This window comes from Streptomyces sp. NPDC025651 (assembly GCF_055558735.1).
Genome location: NZ_JBVHLZ010000003.1, coordinates 460084 through 475737 on the forward strand (window position 1 = coordinate 460084; position 15654 = coordinate 475737).

General features: G+C 68.7%; 18 protein-coding genes. 9 read left to right on the forward strand and 9 right to left on the reverse strand.

The window, feature by feature from the left end:
- The first annotated feature begins 694 nt into the window (after positions 1-694).
- From ACZ4D5_RS14330 to ACZ4D5_RS14345, 4 genes are all read left to right on the forward strand, one after another.
- Complete coding sequence (locus ACZ4D5_RS14330) at positions 695-1123, forward strand: hypothetical protein (protein WP_467772649.1); 429 nt, start codon at positions 695-697, stop codon at positions 1121-1123.
- Positions 1124-1133: 10 nt separating this feature from the next.
- Entirely contained in the window at positions 1134-1940 is an 807-nt protein-coding gene (locus ACZ4D5_RS14335) for a glycosyltransferase family 2 protein (protein WP_467772650.1), read from the forward strand.
- A 187-nt stretch (positions 1941-2127) separates the two neighbouring features.
- On the forward strand, positions 2128-2721 hold the full coding sequence (locus ACZ4D5_RS14340; protein ID WP_467772651.1) for a TnsA-like heteromeric transposase endonuclease subunit: 594 nt from the start codon (positions 2128-2130) through the stop codon (positions 2719-2721).
- A gap of 82 nt (positions 2722-2803) precedes the next feature.
- On the forward strand, positions 2804-3097 hold the full coding sequence (locus ACZ4D5_RS14345; protein WP_467772652.1) for a hypothetical protein: 294 nt from the start codon (positions 2804-2806) through the stop codon (positions 3095-3097).
- A gap of 7 nt (positions 3098-3104) precedes the next feature.
- Here ACZ4D5_RS14345 and ACZ4D5_RS14350 read toward each other — a convergent pair whose 3' ends face one another.
- The 5 genes from ACZ4D5_RS14350 to ACZ4D5_RS14370 all read right to left on the reverse strand — a co-directional run bounded on the left by ACZ4D5_RS14350 (position 3105) and on the right by ACZ4D5_RS14370 (position 8304).
- The gene (locus tag ACZ4D5_RS14350) at positions 3105-5405 is read right to left on the reverse strand and encodes an ATP-binding cassette domain-containing protein (RefSeq protein WP_467772653.1); all 2301 of its coding nucleotides are present in this window, start codon (positions 5403-5405) and stop codon (positions 3105-3107) included.
- A gap of 45 nt (positions 5406-5450) precedes the next feature.
- Positions 5451-6953 (reverse strand): MFS transporter, encoded by a 1503-nt coding sequence (locus tag ACZ4D5_RS14355; protein WP_467772654.1) that lies wholly within the window; start codon positions 6951-6953, stop codon positions 5451-5453.
- Positions 6954-7007: 54 nt separating this feature from the next.
- Positions 7008-7397 carry a VOC family protein gene (locus ACZ4D5_RS14360; RefSeq protein ID WP_467772655.1) on the reverse strand — a complete coding sequence of 130 codons (390 nt, stop codon included), beginning with the start codon at positions 7395-7397 and terminating at the stop codon, positions 7008-7010.
- A gap of 56 nt (positions 7398-7453) precedes the next feature.
- Positions 7454-7828, reverse strand: a complete 375-nt coding sequence (locus ACZ4D5_RS14365; RefSeq protein WP_467772656.1) for an ester cyclase — start codon at positions 7826-7828, stop codon at positions 7454-7456.
- A gap of 65 nt (positions 7829-7893) precedes the next feature.
- A complete protein-coding gene (locus ACZ4D5_RS14370; RefSeq protein WP_467772657.1) occupies positions 7894-8304 on the reverse strand; it encodes a VOC family protein in 411 nt (136 codons plus the stop codon).
- A 433-nt stretch (positions 8305-8737) separates the two neighbouring features.
- On the opposite strand from ACZ4D5_RS14370, the gene ACZ4D5_RS14375 reads away from it, so the two are divergent.
- The 3 genes from ACZ4D5_RS14375 (at position 8738) to ACZ4D5_RS14385 (ending at position 11176) form a co-directional block, all read left to right on the forward strand.
- Positions 8738-9322, forward strand: a complete 585-nt coding sequence (locus ACZ4D5_RS14375) for a TetR/AcrR family transcriptional regulator (RefSeq protein ID WP_467772658.1) — start codon at positions 8738-8740, stop codon at positions 9320-9322.
- Complete coding sequence (locus ACZ4D5_RS14380; RefSeq protein ID WP_467772659.1) at positions 9319-10494, forward strand: winged helix DNA-binding domain-containing protein; 1176 nt, start codon at positions 9319-9321, stop codon at positions 10492-10494. Before ACZ4D5_RS14375 ends, ACZ4D5_RS14380 begins: the two co-directional genes overlap by 4 nt.
- A 76-nt stretch (positions 10495-10570) precedes the next feature.
- A complete protein-coding gene (locus ACZ4D5_RS14385) occupies positions 10571-11176 on the forward strand; it encodes a TetR/AcrR family transcriptional regulator (protein ID WP_467772660.1) in 606 nt (201 codons plus the stop codon).
- On the opposite strand, the gene ACZ4D5_RS14390 is transcribed toward ACZ4D5_RS14385, so the two are convergent.
- Together ACZ4D5_RS14390 and ACZ4D5_RS14395 are read right to left on the reverse strand one after the other, a co-directional pair.
- The gene (locus tag ACZ4D5_RS14390; protein WP_467772661.1) at positions 11173-11553 is read right to left on the reverse strand and encodes an MmcQ/YjbR family DNA-binding protein; all 381 of its coding nucleotides are present in this window, start codon (positions 11551-11553) and stop codon (positions 11173-11175) included. The two genes, ACZ4D5_RS14385 and ACZ4D5_RS14390, sit on opposite strands and share 4 nt — an antisense overlap.
- Positions 11554-11597: 44 nt before the next feature.
- Positions 11598-12548, reverse strand: a complete 951-nt coding sequence (locus ACZ4D5_RS14395) for an SDR family oxidoreductase (RefSeq protein ID WP_467772662.1) — start codon at positions 12546-12548, stop codon at positions 11598-11600.
- Positions 12549-12969: 421 nt separating this feature from the next.
- Here ACZ4D5_RS14395 and ACZ4D5_RS14400 point away from each other — a divergent pair, with 421 nt between their 5' ends.
- Positions 12970-13665, forward strand: coding sequence for a DedA family protein (locus ACZ4D5_RS14400; RefSeq protein ID WP_467772663.1), 696 nt, complete (start codon positions 12970-12972; stop codon positions 13663-13665).
- Positions 13666-14091: 426 nt separating this feature from the next.
- On the opposite strand, the gene ACZ4D5_RS14405 is transcribed toward ACZ4D5_RS14400, so the two are convergent.
- Positions 14092-14280 carry a hypothetical protein gene (locus ACZ4D5_RS14405; protein WP_467772664.1) on the reverse strand — a complete coding sequence of 63 codons (189 nt, stop codon included), beginning with the start codon at positions 14278-14280 and terminating at the stop codon, positions 14092-14094.
- Between the two features lie 221 nt (positions 14281-14501).
- Positions 14502-14831 (reverse strand): thioredoxin family protein, encoded by a 330-nt coding sequence (locus ACZ4D5_RS14410; protein ID WP_467772665.1) that lies wholly within the window; start codon positions 14829-14831, stop codon positions 14502-14504.
- A 225-nt stretch (positions 14832-15056) separates the two neighbouring features.
- Between ACZ4D5_RS14410 and ACZ4D5_RS14415 the strand changes: the two genes are divergently transcribed.
- Positions 15057-15371, forward strand: a complete 315-nt coding sequence (locus tag ACZ4D5_RS14415) for a UDP binding domain-containing protein (RefSeq protein ID WP_467772666.1) — start codon at positions 15057-15059, stop codon at positions 15369-15371.
- The last annotated feature ends 283 nt before the right edge of the window (positions 15372-15654 follow it).

Below are 15654 nucleotides of genomic sequence, written 5' to 3' on the forward strand. Positions count from 1 at the left end.
AGGTGGGCTGACCCGAGTGGTCCCGGAGGCGGCCTCTCGGAGCCGGAGGATCTCCTCGTGTTGTGCGGCAAGCTGTGCGAGGGCCTGGGTGCGGAAGCCCGTGAGCTCGTCGATCATTTGTTCCGAGCTGGCCAGACGCTCTTTGAGCTTCGCGTTCGCCGTCTTGAGTCGGGCGATCTGAGCCTCGCGAGGGTCGGGAATGTCGCCGGTCTGCTGAAGAGTCTGCAGGCGTCGCTCGAACTCGACGCGGAGGTGTGCGTAGGGGCGGGTGCCGTAGAAGGCGGTGCGGTCGACGGCGGCTTCGTGGGCGAGGGTCTTGATGTCGCACTTGCCGCCGGGCGGCACTCGCCTCGGAGGAGGCGGTCCATGGCGGCCCGGATGCGGTTCTCGTTCTCGGTTCGCTGGCCTGCGGAGATTCTCATGCGGATGCCTCGTTCATGGTGCTGGCGGCGTCGATTACTCCGCGGCCCTGCCCCGCGTGTAGCGCAGCCGCCCGCCCCGGCCACCGGTCCGGCCTCGGACCGGTGGCCCGCATCCCCCTGAGGCTTCTTGTCGACCAGTTCCTTCATCGCTCGCCCCACCGAGACCGGCTACTCCGGCATATACGTCCACTTCGACAGCTACCCCAGCACCCGTCTCCCGCTGCTCCTGGCCGCCTACCGGTACCGCTTCGCCCGCGATCTCAAGGCCATGAGTGCTCATCTCGTCGACCAAGTGGCCATCGCCTGGGGAGGAGCTGGGCACCGACCTCCTCGACGGCTCGCCCCCGTCGCTGCTCACCCAGCTGACCGGTGGTGAGCAGTGGCCCAGCCGCGAGATGGACGGCCCCGTCACCACCGACGGCTCCCCGCCCCAGCGCATAGCCGTAACCGAGTCCAACTCCAGCTCCCTTGACTGGGGTTACGTTCCGCATCCCGCAGGGGTCGAAGTCATCGCCCGATCCGTGGCCGACCGCGGGCCGATCATCGCCTGGGCGACCGACCCGCGGGCCCGCTTCAGCGACCACCCCTACCTGTGGCGTCCCGGACAGCCGGTGCCGGCCACCCTGCCACCGCGCACCACACAGACTTCCGCCTCCCCGACGCCCCCCCCCGCGGCCACCACGCCTGCCGCCCACAGCTGACCTCGCCCCCTTGCCACTGGAGAACCGCCTGTTCCCGCATGCCCGCCCCGAGATCACCGTCGTCATCGCCACCCAGCTGCGGTCCGAACGCCTGGGCTATCTGACCGAAATGCACGCCAGCCTGACCCGGCAAACCGTGCCATGGGAGGCCGCCCTCGTCCTGGACGGCGCCGACCGAGCCCTCCTGCCGGAGCCCGTCGCCGCCGATCCCCGGGTCCGCGTGGTCGACCTGTCGCGGCCGGTCGGCGCCGCCGCCGCACGCAATCTGGGCCTGCGCACCGTCCGTACACCCTTCGTCTGCTACAGCGACAACGATCTGCTCAGCGACGACAGCCTCGCCGTCCGCCACCAGCGGATCACTGAGACCGGACTGGGCTGGGTCGCGGGCTGGAGCGCGGACCTGCACCCCGACGGCACCACCACGATCTGGCACTCCCCCACCCCGCCCGGTGTGCACCAGCCCGGCGACGTGACGGGGTACTGGACCAGCCCCGACGCACAGATCCCGCTCGGCCAGACCATGCTCCTGGCCCGCACCGGCCTTGTCCTGGCTGCTGGCGGGCATGGTGGGCTGCCTGCCGGTGAGGACTTCTTGATGGTCAACGGCGTGACCAACCTCGCGGCGGGCGAACTACTGCCGCACGTCACCTACTTCTACCGGCAGCATTCCTCCCAGATGACGGCAGGCGGAGCCGCCTACCGCGAACTGCGCGGCCCGTCCCGCGATTTCGCCTTCCGTCACGGCCGTGCACTGCGCGCCGCATTGCAGCACATGCACAACTCTAGGTTCCGCGGTTTCGTGAGCAATTCCGCGTGATCATGAGCACCGATCGAGCATTTCCGCGTGATCATGAGCAGTGGTAGCGGTCAGTGTTGACTGTTGACGATCTCCCGTTTTGGGTGATGCGTCCTCTTCGCGCCGCTCCAGTACGGCCGTACAGCACCCGAGAAAGAGCCGGAGCAAGCACAACATCCCTACGGCGTCGATTCGGTACACCGACGGGTTGACTCGCGAAGCCCTCTTCGACCTCCTGCGTTTGAAGGACTTCGAAGAGTCGGCCCCGTGGCGCAGGGTCCGCTCGGTGCACGGCATGGCGCACTACTCGGGCGACTACGCCTCGGCGACGACGGGCGGCCAGGTCGTCCACGAGAGCCGTCTGGAGTTGGCCCGCCTGCTGCTCGCCGACTTCGATCCGTCGGTACGCGGCATCTACGCCCAGCCCTTACGCATGGTGGCGCGGGTCGACGGCAAGGCTCGCAGCCACGTTCCGGACTTCCTCCTGGTGACGGACTCGGGGACGGTGCGCGTCGTCAACGTCAAGCCGGCCTCGCGCCTGGTGGACCCCGAGGTTGCGCAGGCACTGGCCTGGCCGGGGCAGCTGATCGAGCGCCACGGTTGGGAATACGAGATCTGGTCGGGAGCCGATCCGGAGCTGCTGGAGAACGTCCGGTTCCTGGCCGCCTATCGCCACCCCGGTGTCGTGCCGGTCGCCGACGTCGAACGGCCTGGCAGGAGGTCATCGACGGTGAGGAGTTGGGGCTCACTGAACGGGGACTGGCCGGAGACCGCGAGCCAGAAGAAGCCCGTCCTGCACTGACGGCGCTGTTGTGGGCGGGGCGGCTGACCACGGATCTCACAGCCGGGCCGCTGTCAGGAGAATGCATTCTGCGGAGGCGCGGATGAGCCAGTGGACGACGACACTGCGGCCGGGGCTGCCGATCGCCTTCGACGGTGAGCAGTTCACCGTCGCGGAGATCGAAGGACGGCGCATTCTCCTGTGCCAGTCTGCGGTGGCCGGGCCGCCGAAGCTGCGGCAGGTCGACATCTCCGTACTGCTCGCCCATCCCAGCACCGAGACCCTGGAACCGATCCCGGAAATCCCGGAAGAGGCGACGGCACGGGACGCGCTGCTGAGCGGCCTGGGGAGCTGGGACGTTGGAGGGCCAAGGCTCCAGCGGTCGTCGGCGTCCTGAGGCGGCGTCAGTCGCGCAGTGCTTTGCTGTTCTTCGGCAGCGAGGCCCGCAGGTGTTCCGCGGTGTGGGAGCGCCCGGAGCGGGCCATCTCTGTCGGGGTTCCGGTGAAGACGATCTCGCCGCCGTGTTTGCCCGCGTCGGGGCCGATGTCGATGATCCAGTCGGTGTGCTTGATGACGTCGAGGTCGTGCTCCACGACGATCACGGTGTTGCCGTCGTCGACGAGGCGGTCCAGGAGGGCGAGCAGGTGGTCGAGGTCGGCCATGTGCAGGCCGGTGGAGGGTTCGTCGAAGACGTAGACGCGGCTCTTCTCGTGCAGGCGGTTGGCGAGCTTGATGCGCTGGCGTTCGCCGCCGGAGAGCTCGGTGAGGGGGCGGCCGAGGGTGAGGTAGCCCAGGCCCACCTCCTCCAGGGGTGCGAGGCGGTTGAGGACGGCGGGGTCGGTGAAGTGGCCGGGGGCTTCCTCGACGGTCATGGCGAGGAGGTCGACGACGTTCTTGCCCGCGATTTTGTAGTCGAGGACCTCGGCGCGGTACCGGGTGCCGTCGCACAGTTCACAGACGGTGGTGACCGGGTCCATGAAGGCGAGGTCCATGGTGATGGTGCCGCGGCCTTTGCATTCGGGGCAGCCGCCGGCGGAGTTGAAGCTGAAGAGCCCGGGGTCGACCTTGAAGTGCTGGGCGAACTGTGTACGGATGCGGTCCCATACGTCGGTGTACGTGGCCGGCGTCGAGCGGGGGGAGATGCCGATGGCCGACTGGTCGATGACGATCGCCTCGGGATGCTCGGCGGCGAACACCCCCGAGATGAGCGTGCTCTTGCCCGAGCCGGCCACTCCGGTGACGGCGGTGAGTACGCCGAGGGGGAAGTCGACGGTGATGTTCTTGAGGTTGTGCAGGCGGGCGTTGCGGACAGCCAGGTGGCCGGTGGCGGCGCGGTGGTCGCCTTTGACGTCGGGGACGCGTTTGAAGCAGCGCCCGGTGAGGGTGCCACTGTTCTTGAGCTGCTTGACGGTTCCTTCGAAGACGATCTCGCCGCCGTGTGTCCCTGCGCCCGGCCCGACGTCGATGATGTGGTCGGCGATCGCGATGACGTCGCGGTCGTGCTCGACGATCAGGACGGTGTTGCCCTTGTCGCGCAGCGCGAACAGCAGGTTGTTCAGGCGGGCGACGTCCAACGGGTGCAGGCCGACGCTCGGTTCGTCGAAGATGTAGGTCATGCCGCTGAGGCTGCTGCCGAGCTGGCGCACCGTTTTCAGGCGCTGGCCTTCGCCGCCGGAGAGTGTGGGGGTGGCGCGGTCCAGGGACAGATAGCCCAGGCCGATCGCTTCGATGCGGTGGAGCACGGCCAGTGCGGCCGGCACGACCGCGGTGGTCGCCGGTCCCTTGACGCGCTCCAGGACGGCGATGAGGTCGCTGACCTCCATGGCGCAGTAGTCCGCGAGCGTGTGCCTGCCGATCTTCGTGGCCCGTGCCGCCGCGTTGAGGCGGGCGCCGCCGCAGTCGGGGCAGATCTGGTCGGCGACGACTTGCTCGGCCGCCTCGCGCTGGCGGTCCTTGAGGGAGTTGAGGCCCGGTTTGATGAAGCGCCGGGTGAAGCGGTCCACGAGTCCCTCGTAGTCGCTGACGAGGACGTTGCCGCTGTGGGTGGTGCGGGTGGACTTGAAGCCGCTGCCGTACAGGAGCAGCTCCCTGTCCTTCTTGGAGTATTTGCCGATGGGCTTGTCGGGGTCGAAGAGGCCGATTTCGGCGTACATCTGCCAGTAGGACTTGCCCACGGCGAACGAGGGGTGCCGGATGGCGCCCTGGTTCAGGGATTTGCTGAAGTCGACCAGCTTCTCGATGTCCACCTGGGTCGTCTGGCCGAGCCCTTCGCAGGCCGGGCACATGCCCTGGGGGTCGTTGAAGGAGTACGCGCTGGAGGGCCCCGCGCTGGGCTTGCCGTACCGCGAGAACAGCACCCGCAGCACCGCGTTGGCCTCGGTCATGGTGCCCACCGTGGAGCGCGATCCGCCGCCGACGGGCTTTTGGTCCACGACGACCGCGGGGGTGAGGTTCTCGATCCGGTCGAACCTGGGCCGCTCGTGGCGGGGCAGCCGGTTGCGGATGAAGGAGGGGTAAATCTCGTTGAGCTGGCGCTGCGACTCCACGGCAATCGTGTCGAAGACGATCGACGACTTCCCCGAGCCCGAGACGCCGGTCACTACCGAGAGCTTGCCCTCGGGCACGCGGACGGTGATGTTCTTGAGGTTGTTCTCGCGGGCGCCCGTGACGACGATGTGCCCGGTGCCGCGCGTGGTGCTGGTCATGGTGATCGCTTCCTGGTGGTGCGCTGTTGCAGGGCGGTGTCGGTCTCAGTGGACGAGGACGGGTTCGTTGTCGTCGGTGTATTCCTCGTCCGGCTCGTGGTGCTTGGCCCGCTTGGGCAGCGCGAACATCAGGACCACGAGCAGACCGTTGATGCCCGCGAGCCAGGCCAGGGTGGTGGGGAAGGCATCGAGGTAGGCGCGGGCCGTGGGCTGGGAGCCGAGCGGGCCGAAGAACAGCACGGAAGCCAGGGCGATGCCGAGGGCCTGGCTGAGCTGCTGGACGGTGTTGAAGACCCCGGAGCCGGAACCGGCATGACGGTGCGGGACCTCGGCCAGCACCAGATCGACCAGGGGTGCCATGATCAGGCCCATGCTCAGGCCCATCATCAGCAGGGGCGGGAGTGTCTGCCACGGCGTCAGCGCGGCGCCGTAGCGTTCGGCCTCCCACAGGTAGGCCAGGATACCGAGGGCCATCAGCGCGGCGCCCGCCTGCAGGACCTTGCGGCCAAAGCGCGGCACCAGGAACTGCACGGCCACGGCCGAGGCCGCCGCGGCGCCGATGGAGAAGGGGATGCCGGTCAGCGCGGCGCGCAGCGGACTGTACCCCAGGCCGTACTGGAGGTAGAGCATCCATGCCAGGAAGAAGATGCCGGTGGCGATGCCGTTGAGGAGCTCGACGGCCGTGCCCGCGGAGAAGCTCTTGTTGTGGAAGAGGGAGAGCTCCACCAGCGGCGTCAGGCCACGGCGGGAGCGGGAGCGCTGGTGTGCCACGAAGAGCGCGAGGACCGGTAGCGAAGCGGCCATGACGGCGAATCCCCAGGCGGGCCAGCCCAGTTCGCGCCCCTGGGTGAGCGGGTAGAGCAGCAGAAGCAGTGCCGAGGTCAGCAGAAGCGTGCCGGACACATCCAGCCGTGGCGCGTGCGGCGCGGTGGACTCGGCGATGTGGCGCCGCCCCAGGACCAGCGCGGCCAGACCGACGGGCAGATTGATCAGGAAGATGGCCCGCCACTCCAGACCGAACAGATTCCACTCGGTCAGTACACCGCCCAGGATGGGCCCGGCGACGGCGCCCAGGCCGACGATTGCGCCGTACAGGCCGAAGACCTTGCCGCGCTCGTGGGGCGCGAAGGTGACGTGCACGATGGCCAGGACCTGAGGAACCATCAGAGCGGCCATCGCCCCCTGCAGCACCCGTGCGGCGATGAGGACGTCGGGGCTCGGTGCGGCGCCGCACAGTGCCGAGGCGACGGTGAAGCCCGCCACGCCCAGCAGGAACATCCGGCGGCGGCCGTGGATGTCCCCCAGGCGCCCGCCGGTGATCAGACCGACGGCGAAGGCGAGGACATACCCCTCGGTGATCCACTGGATGGCCGCGAAGGAGGCGCCCAGGTCCCGCTGGATACTGGGGATGGCGACGTTCACGATGGTCACGTCGACCAGGTCCATGAGGGTTGCGGTCATGACGACCGCGAGCGCGATCCAGCGGCCGCGATCGGCCAGCTGGGCGGGAACTCTCCCAGAGGGGACGGGAGTCGGGGAGATGTTCATGAGTAGGGCTTCGTTCCGCGATGGTGCCGTGTGCGCGTGGCGTGGGCTGGGGCGCTATCCGGCGTTGACGGTGGACTTCTCGTTGACGCCGATGACGTAGCCGTCGATGTCACGGAAGTAGAAGAGGCGCACCCCGGTGTGGTCCTCGGTGAGCGGCTTGACGATCTCGGCGTGCTGGGCGATGTGGTCGTAGGCGGCCTTGAGGTCGTCCACGCCCAGGTAGTGCATGCCGGCGAAGCCGATGGGGGTGTCTGCCAGGACCGGCAGCCAGTTCTTGAGGTCGGCGTTGCTGTAGAGCATCGCGCAGAACTCGCCGCCGTAGAACAGCATGTGGATGTCGTCGCCAGGCTTGGCGGTGCTGGAGTCCACCTCGAAGCCGAGCTTCTGGTAGAAGGCGATGCTGGCAGCCGTGTCCTTGACGCTGAAGCAGGGGGCGTAGCCCATGGTCGTACTCCTTGGGGATCGCGGTGGATCGTGCGGGGGTGCGGGATCGGTGGGGGTTACTGTCCGCCGACGTAGTCGACCTGTGAGGCGGCCCGGTCCCCGCGCAGCTGCAGGACGCTGCAGAAGGTGGCGGTGACCGGCTCGCCCTTCGGGGGCAGGTTCGGCATGATGCCGGCGCTGGTGCCCGCGAAGTCGTACTCGACGGCGATGGCGTCCCCGTCGGCGATGATGCGCTTGGCGGTCAGCTTGCGGTCGGGCACGGCGGCCGCGTACTCACGGACGTGGTCCACCCAGGCGTCCCGGCCCGTGAAGGCGAGCCCGAAGGCCTTGAGTTCATAGGCGACGTCGTCGGTGAACAGTGCCCCGAAGCGGTCGAAGTCCTGGTCGTTGTACGCGTCCACCCACTGGTGGACGAATGTGTCGGCGTTCATGGCCGTACTCCTTGTCGCGTGCGTTGAGGTGTTGGTTTGCGGTGGGCGTTTGGGCGCGCGGGTGCTCAGGAGCCTTCGGACCAGCCCGCGCTGATGCAGAACGGCTGGCCCGACGGGTCGAGCAGGACCGTCCAGTGCTCGCCGCCGGGCTGGTGGCCGGGCTTGGTGGCGCCCAGTTCGAGCAGGCGCTGCTCGGCGGCCGGGAGGTCGTCGAAGGACAGGTCGAGGTGGAAGGGGAGCTCGTCCTTGGGCCAGTCGGGAGCCTTGAAGTCCTTGGCCGTGTAGAAGACGAAGACCGTCGAGCCGTCGGTGACGAGGAAGGCGGTCGGGACGCCGTTCTCATCGGGGAACTCCTGGGCGACCTTCCAGCCCAGGGCGGCGGCGTAGAAGTCGGCGAGCGCCTTGCCGTCGTGCCCCCAGAAGGCGTACGAGGACACAGCGCCGACGGCAGCAGGGCGCGAGGACGCACCGGTCATGAGGATCACTCCAGGGTGAGAGAGGGGACGAAGAGCGGGCCGCGGCGGATGCTCTGCGGCGGGGGCGGAGGGTGCCGGCCTGCGCGCCTGCGCTCGGGGTCCGGCTCTCCGCTCTACATCTTGTACATCAGTACAGTACAGCATCTCGAACGGGCGGGCAATACGGACATAAGGTAAGCGTCGCCTCGGTGACCCCTTTCGATCGATCGAGCCCGCAGGGTGCGGGAACAGGCAATTCCACCTTGTGGAATTGAGCGCGAGTATTGCCTTGAACTGCGCAAATTATGACCGGACAGCCCGGACGGCAAGGTGCTTCCCGAGGGGAGTCGACGGCGGGGCAGGGCCGCGGTCAGTTACAGTACTTCTGTACCTTTAAGTTGCCTCGTCAACGATTGGGGCCACCGTCGTGGCTGACAACCCGCCTGGTTCGCCGATGTGCCCGAGTGATGTGGGGCGCCGTATCGAGGGGATCGTCGCCGCCGCCGAGCGGGTCGTCGCCGCACACGGCATGGAAGGGCTGTCCCACCGGGCGGTCGCCGTGGAAGCCGGCGTGACCGTGAGGGCGGTGACGGGCCGCTTCCCCGCCCGGGACGACCTCATCGAGGAGATGCTGCAGCGTGCGGTCGACCGCTACGTCGAGGGCCTGGAGGTCTGGGCCGGACGAGGTCCGGACGGCGCCCCGGACCGGCTCGCCGCGCTGCTGGCGGAGGTCATCACGAGCTCTGTCTTCGTCCAACGCGCGCGGCAGATCGTGGAGCTGGAGCTGTATCTCACCGCTCTGCGCCGCCCCGCCCTGCGCCCGCTGGCCGGCCGCTACACCGAAGCCGCCGTCGACGCGCTGAGCGCGTTCATCGGCCGGCCGACCGCCGGGGTCGTCGTGGCCGTGGCCACGGGCCTCACCGTGTGCGGCCTGGCCGGGGCCGAGCCCCCGGCCCGCGGCGAGGTCGAGGCCATCCTGCGCCGCCTCCTGATACCCGCCCCCGTCCTGCCCGCACCCCTGCCCGGAGCCACGTCATGAGCACCCTCCCCCTGCTGCGCCGCATCCCGGCCGCCGAGCGCCGCGCCCGACTGGGGCGCCGGCACCTGCTGGCCGGCCCCGCGCGGGCGAAGACCCCCGAAGGCGTCGCTGACGCGCTGGTCGGGCTGCACGCCACCGACCCGGCCACCGTGTTCCTGTCCGCCGCGGCCCGCCTGGCCGAACCGGACACGGCCGCCATGGAGCGGGCGTTGTACGAGGAGCGGAGCCTGGCCCGGATCCGGTGCATGCGCCGCACCATGTTCGTCCTCCCGGCGCCCCTCGCCCCCACCGCGCACGCGGCCACCGCCCGGGGCGCCGCCGTCAAGAACCGCGCCCACGCCATGCGCCACCTGCGCGAGACACTCGGCTGGGACACCGACCGCTACACCGCCATCGAGCAGGACACCCTCGCCGCCCTGATCAAGCGGGGCCAGGCCGCGGCCGCCGAACTCGCCCTGGACGTCCCGGAACTGCGCGAGCAGATCGTCACCTCACCGGGCAAGCCGTACGAGTCGCGGCAGCGCGCCTCCGCGCCGGTCCTCGGTGTCCTGGCCGCCGAGGGCCGTATCCGCCGGGCCCGGCCACGCGGCTCGTGGACCTCGGGCCAGTTCCGCTGGGCCCCGGCCGACCCGCTGCCCGAACTGCCCGCCGGGCGTGCCCAGACCGAACTCGCCCGCCGCTATCTGGCCGCCTTCGGCCCGGCCACGGCCGAGGACCTCAAGTGGTGGACCGGCTGGACCCTGACCGACACCCGCCGAGCCCTCGCCGGCGCCCAAGCCGAGCCGGTCGAACTCGATGAGGGAACCGGCTACCTCCTGCCCGGCGATGCGGAGCCGCCCGCCGAATCCGAGCCCTGGGCCGCGCTCCTGCCCGGCCTGGACGCCACCCCCATGGGCTGGCGCCACCGCGACTTCTACCTCGATCCCGCGCACAAGCCCGCCCTCTTCGACCGCAACGGCAACATCGGCCCCACCCTGTGGTGGAACGGGCGCATCGTCGGCGGCTGGGCCCAGCGCCGGGACGGCCGCATCGCCTGGGAACTGCTCACCGACCCCGGCCTGGAGGCCCGCACCGCCCTCGAGACCGAGACCGCCCGCCTGACCGCCTTCCTGGGCACCACCCGCGTCACGCCCCAGTACCGCACCCCCCTGGAGCGGAAACTGGCGCAGTGACCGGCCCGCGGCACGCCCCATTCCGCGCCCGATACGGTACGTACCGAGATCCCCCGACCCCACGGAGCCCGCCCGCATGACCACCCAGCCCTCTGGCCGACGCCGCCGCGATCCCGAACGCCGGATCGCGGAGATCACAGCGGGCACCGAACGCGTCATCGCCGCGCGCGGCATCGAGGGACTGACCCACCGGGCGGTGGCCGAAGAGGCCGGAGTGCCGCTGGGCGCGACCACGTACCACTTCGCCACCAAGGACGACCTCATACAGGCCGCCCTGCAGCAGGCCGTGGACCGCTACACCGCCATGCTCAAGGAGTGGGTCGCCCAGCGCCCGGACCTCACCACCAACCAGCTCACCGTCCTGCTGACCGACGCACTCATGAACTGCTTCGGCCCCAATCGCGCCTCGGAGACCGTGCAGTACGAGCTGTACGTGGCCGCCCTGCGCCGCCCGGCCCTGCGCCCGCTGGCCGACCAGTACACCGACGCCAGCGTCGACGCCCTGCTCCACTACACCGACCTGGCCACCGCCCGGGCCGCCATGGCTGCGATGAACGGACTCACCCTGGCCGGCCTGGCCGGCTCCCAACCCCCCAGCCGCGCAGAGGTCGAGGACATCCTCCGCCGCGTCCTCACCCCCAACCCGGCCCTGCCCGCACCGCCGCAGAAGACCGGCTCCTAACCGCCGGACCGGCCCTCCTGCAGGCGGCGCAGCCGCTGACGGGCAGCGCGGGGCAGGCCCGCCGCCACGCGCTCCCAGGAGTGGTCGATCATGTCGGCCAGCTCCTCGTCGGGCACCGTGCCGTCGAGCACCACGGTGTTCCAGTGCTGCCGGTGCCCGTACTGGCCCGGGCCCACGGCCGCGTACTGTGCGCGCAGATGCGGCGCGAGGCCGGGGTCGCACTTCAAGGTCACCTGGTCGGGGCGGGAACGGGTCGCCGCCGTCAGGACGGCGAAGATCTTGCCGCCTACCTTGTACAGGCACATGTCACGACCCGGCTCGTGCTCCGTTGCTTCCGGCAGCGCGAGCGCGTACTCCGCGACCTCGTGCGGGGTCATGCAGATCTCCTTCACCGTGCAAGGCCGCGGGCGGCGGGGCCGGGTCAGCGGTAGTCGGCGGGGTCGGGGTACTGCCCGGTCCGCATGACCTCGTCGAAGTACCGGGCGGGGTCGGGAGCCGACCCGTCCACGTCGGTGAAGCCGTACTCCCTGGACAGCGCGCCGGCGGACACCGAGCGGCCGTTGAAGCGGGCCACCTCGGGGTCGGCGGCCAGCGCGGCCAGGGCCCGCGCGACGAAGGCAGGCGTCTCGGACATCGCGAAGTCGGGGGCCGTGGCGCAGGCGTCACGCCAATTGCCCTCGGTGACACCGAACTTGTCCAGGACCGCCTCGGTGCGCATGAAGCCCGGCGCCAGGGCGAGTGCCGTACAGCCGTACTCCTTGCCCTCCTCGGCCAGCGCTTTGACCATCCGGAACGGCGCGTACTTGGCCAGGTCGAAGAAGAACGGCTGACGGTAGTGGGTGTGGTTGAGCTCTTCGGTCCCGTCGGTGATCTCCACGACCAGGCCGCCGGGCTTGCGGATCATCAGCGGCAGGGCGTAGTGGCTGGTGACGAAGTGCGACTCGACCCCGAGGCGGAGCATGCGCCGTCCCTTGTCCAGGTCGTACTCCCACATCCTGACCTTCTTGCCGTACTCGACGAGATGGTCACCGCCCCAGATCACGTTGACGAGGATGTCGAGGCGTCCGTGAGCGCGGTCGATCCGGGCCACGAGCTCCCGCACCTGATGGTCCTGGAGATGGTCGACCACGGCGGCAATGCCCTGCCCTCCGGCCGCGGTGACCAACTCGGCAGTCTTCTCGATGGTTTCGGCCGGGCGGCCCGTCTCGCTGACCGCGTCACGGGCGGTGCGGCCGGTGACATAGACGGTGGCGCCGGCCCGGCCCAGCTCGACGGCCATCGCACGGCCCCCGCCGCGGGTCGCCCCCGCGACCAGCGCCACCTTCCCGGCCAGCGCCTGCTCCCCGCCCGGCGAGTCCTTTTTCTGCCTCATGGCGACAGCTCCTTGTTTGCCCTGCTGGAACGCAAGGGGGGTGTGTGACGGCTACCGGTCAGATCGCGCGGTACTCAGCGTGGCGCTCCGCCCTCCGGGCGGCTGGCCTCACCGGGCGCGGGAGAGACACTCCCGCCACCGCACATCACTCTAGTACGTCAGTACAGAAGTGGCAGCCGGATGGGCTCGCGCCGCCCGCAGGCTGGCGCACCCCGCCCCCGCCCGCGGCGCCACTTTATTGCGTGAGACCCTATCCAACCGGCCCAGAAGCTCCCCGTACGCACCAGGGGGCGTCAGGCTCTTCGATCGACGGGAGGCGGCTGGGCCACACCCAGAGTATTGGTACATAGGTACCGTATAGTTGATCTCGTAGCGGGAACAGCCGACTGATCCGCCCTCAGGCCGAGGAGAATCCGGAACCTTGAACACGCTTGCCCTGGGGCCCGAGTGGCTGTCCTCGGACCACCTGATCGCACAGTTCGGCCTGATCGGCATCCTGGTCATCGTCTTCGCCGAATCCGGCCTGTTCGCCTTCCTGCCCGGCGACTCACTCCTGTTCACCGCGGGACTGCTCGTGGCGGACGGCGCCCACATCACCCAGCCGCTGTGGCTCGTCTGCGCCCTGATCGTGGCCGCCGCGATCCTCGGCGACCAAATGGGCTACCTCATCGGCAAGTTCGCCGGACCCAAGCTCTTCAACCGGCCCGACTCCCGGCTCTTCAAACGCGAGAACCTCGACAGCGCACACGAGTTCATGGACAAGCACGGGCCGAAGGCCATCGTGCTCGCCCGCTTCGTGCCGATCATCCGGACGTTCGCACCCATGGTCGCGGGCGCCGGATCGATGCAGTACCGCACCTTCCTGACCTACAACGTCATCGGCGGCACGGCCTGGGGCGCCGGCGTCACCGTCGCGGGCTACTGGCTCGGCCAGATCACCTTCATCAAACAGCACGTCGAAGCCATCCTCATCGGCATCGTGCTGATCTCCGTTGCCCCGGTAGTCATCGAGGTCTTCAAGGCCCGCCGCAGACCCAAAACCGCCAGCCGACTCCCGGACCAGGGCAGCAGCCACACCACAGCTCGACGCGGTCGTCACGCCAAACGCTCGAAATGACCAGATAGACCCCGCGGCCGCACTGGGCCACCGGCTGAGCTGCCGAGCGGTGAGGCAATGAAGCGGGCCTCAGAGCAACAAGCCACCAGAACACTACGCTGCCGCTGTCCCCTTCAACCTGCTGCGCTTGAAGAACTTCGACGAGTCGGCCCCGTGGCGCAGGGTCCGCTCGGCACACGGAAAGGCGCACTACTCAGGCGACTACGCCTCTGCGACGACGGGCGGCCAGGTCGTCCACGAGAGCCGACTGGAGTTGGCCCGTGGCTCTGTTCACGAGAACGGACAGCAGATGTTCACGACTTTGGGAGGCAGTCCTGATGATGGCTGTTCGATTCGAAGAATGCGATCGGCCATGTGAGCCTTGCCGGCCCTCCGGGCTGACATAGGGCCAGCCCGGAGGACGAGGTCATGTCGTGCGTGGTGCTGTCAGGTGGAACTGTCCGCCTCGTTCTCAGCAGAGGTGCTATCAGTCTTGTCGTCCGCCCCGTTGAGCACCCAGTGGTCGGTGGTAGGGAGTTCGTAGTCGAAGCCGTCGTCGTCGCTGTCGCTGGGGCGCCTGGTTGGTACGCGCTCAGAGCTGAGTTCGTCGTTGCCGCTGGGTATGGGCGTGGTCACAGTGCTCCTTCAAGGTTGCTCGGGGCCAGTCGGTGATCAAGGTAGCGGCTCACTGACCGACCCGTCCTGAAGCTGCAGCGTTCGATTCCGCAACGACGCCACTGCCGTCCACAGCGATGTCGAAGTGCTGCTCAAACTCATGGAGAAAGCCAGCCCGAGGTCGGCGAAAGGTCTCATCCAAGCGTCAGGGACTCTGTTGGCCCCCGTGCTTGTGCGCTTGCTCAGGCATCGCCCAGCAGATTGTTGACATGGTGCAGAAAAGACGCCTTAGGCATGAACTCGAATGTCCTATTAACTTCCTTGCCGCTGTCGAAATATGCCGCCAAGGGCATGGAAGTCACCTTGAACTTCTTCGCCAACTCCTCGGCCTGGTCGATGTCGACGTTGGCGAAGGTGACGTTCGGGTGCGACTTGGCAGCCTCCTTGACGGTGGGCGCGAACGCCTTGCTCGGGGCGTCCCAGTCTGCTCCGAAGACCAAAACGACGAACTGATTCGCTTGTAGGAGCGAGTCGAGATCATCCGCTGTCGTCACCGCAACCATGTTGCTCATGTACTGGTTCCTCTCATGTCGGCCCCCGGCGATCCACGCGGGAGCGTGGCCGGTAGCTACCCCCGGACGAGTGGCCGTGTGATCATCACGGCAGGTCCGACTACCCTCAGGGCGGCGATGCGCTTGTCCGCGAAGCCGAGGTTGGAGCGGGCGCCTTCGAGACGTTCCTGCAGTGCGCGGTGCTCGCGGATGAGTTGCTTCACTCGGTGTTTGAGGGGGTTCTCCGTGGTCAGCGCTTGGACTGACTCACCGGGGACCATCTGGTCAAAGTCGCGGATCCTGGCCCATAAGCTCGCCGATTCTCTGTCGCTGGGTGCGGATTTCCTTGCCCCGCAGGCCCTCGACAGCGCCCGCAAGACCCACCCCGAACTCGACTACGCCGACGACCCGATCGCGGCCGTCCAGGACGCCGACCTGCTGCTGCACCTGACCGCGTGGCCGCAGTACTCCTACATCGACCCGCACCGCCTCGCCGTCCGCGTAGCGAGCCCGAAGGTCATCGATGGCCGCGGCACCCTCAGCGCAGAGACATGGCGTTGAGGCCGGCTGGAACGTCCGATCGCTGGGCCGCCCCTGATCGCGGCTTCGCATATATAGCTGCAGATCCCCGGTTAGCGAAACCGGGGATCTGCATCGACCCTTGGTGCACCTTGCCCCACCAACATCACCGGAGACCACATCCACAACGCACCACCGACGCTTCCTCGTCGCCATACCGGCGGCCCGAAGACGTCAGGCGTCACGCAGAGCCACCGCCGAAGGCAGCCTGTCGGGCCGCTCTGCTCATGATCCGCCCTCACTAGCAGTGCTCATCGAGCACGGA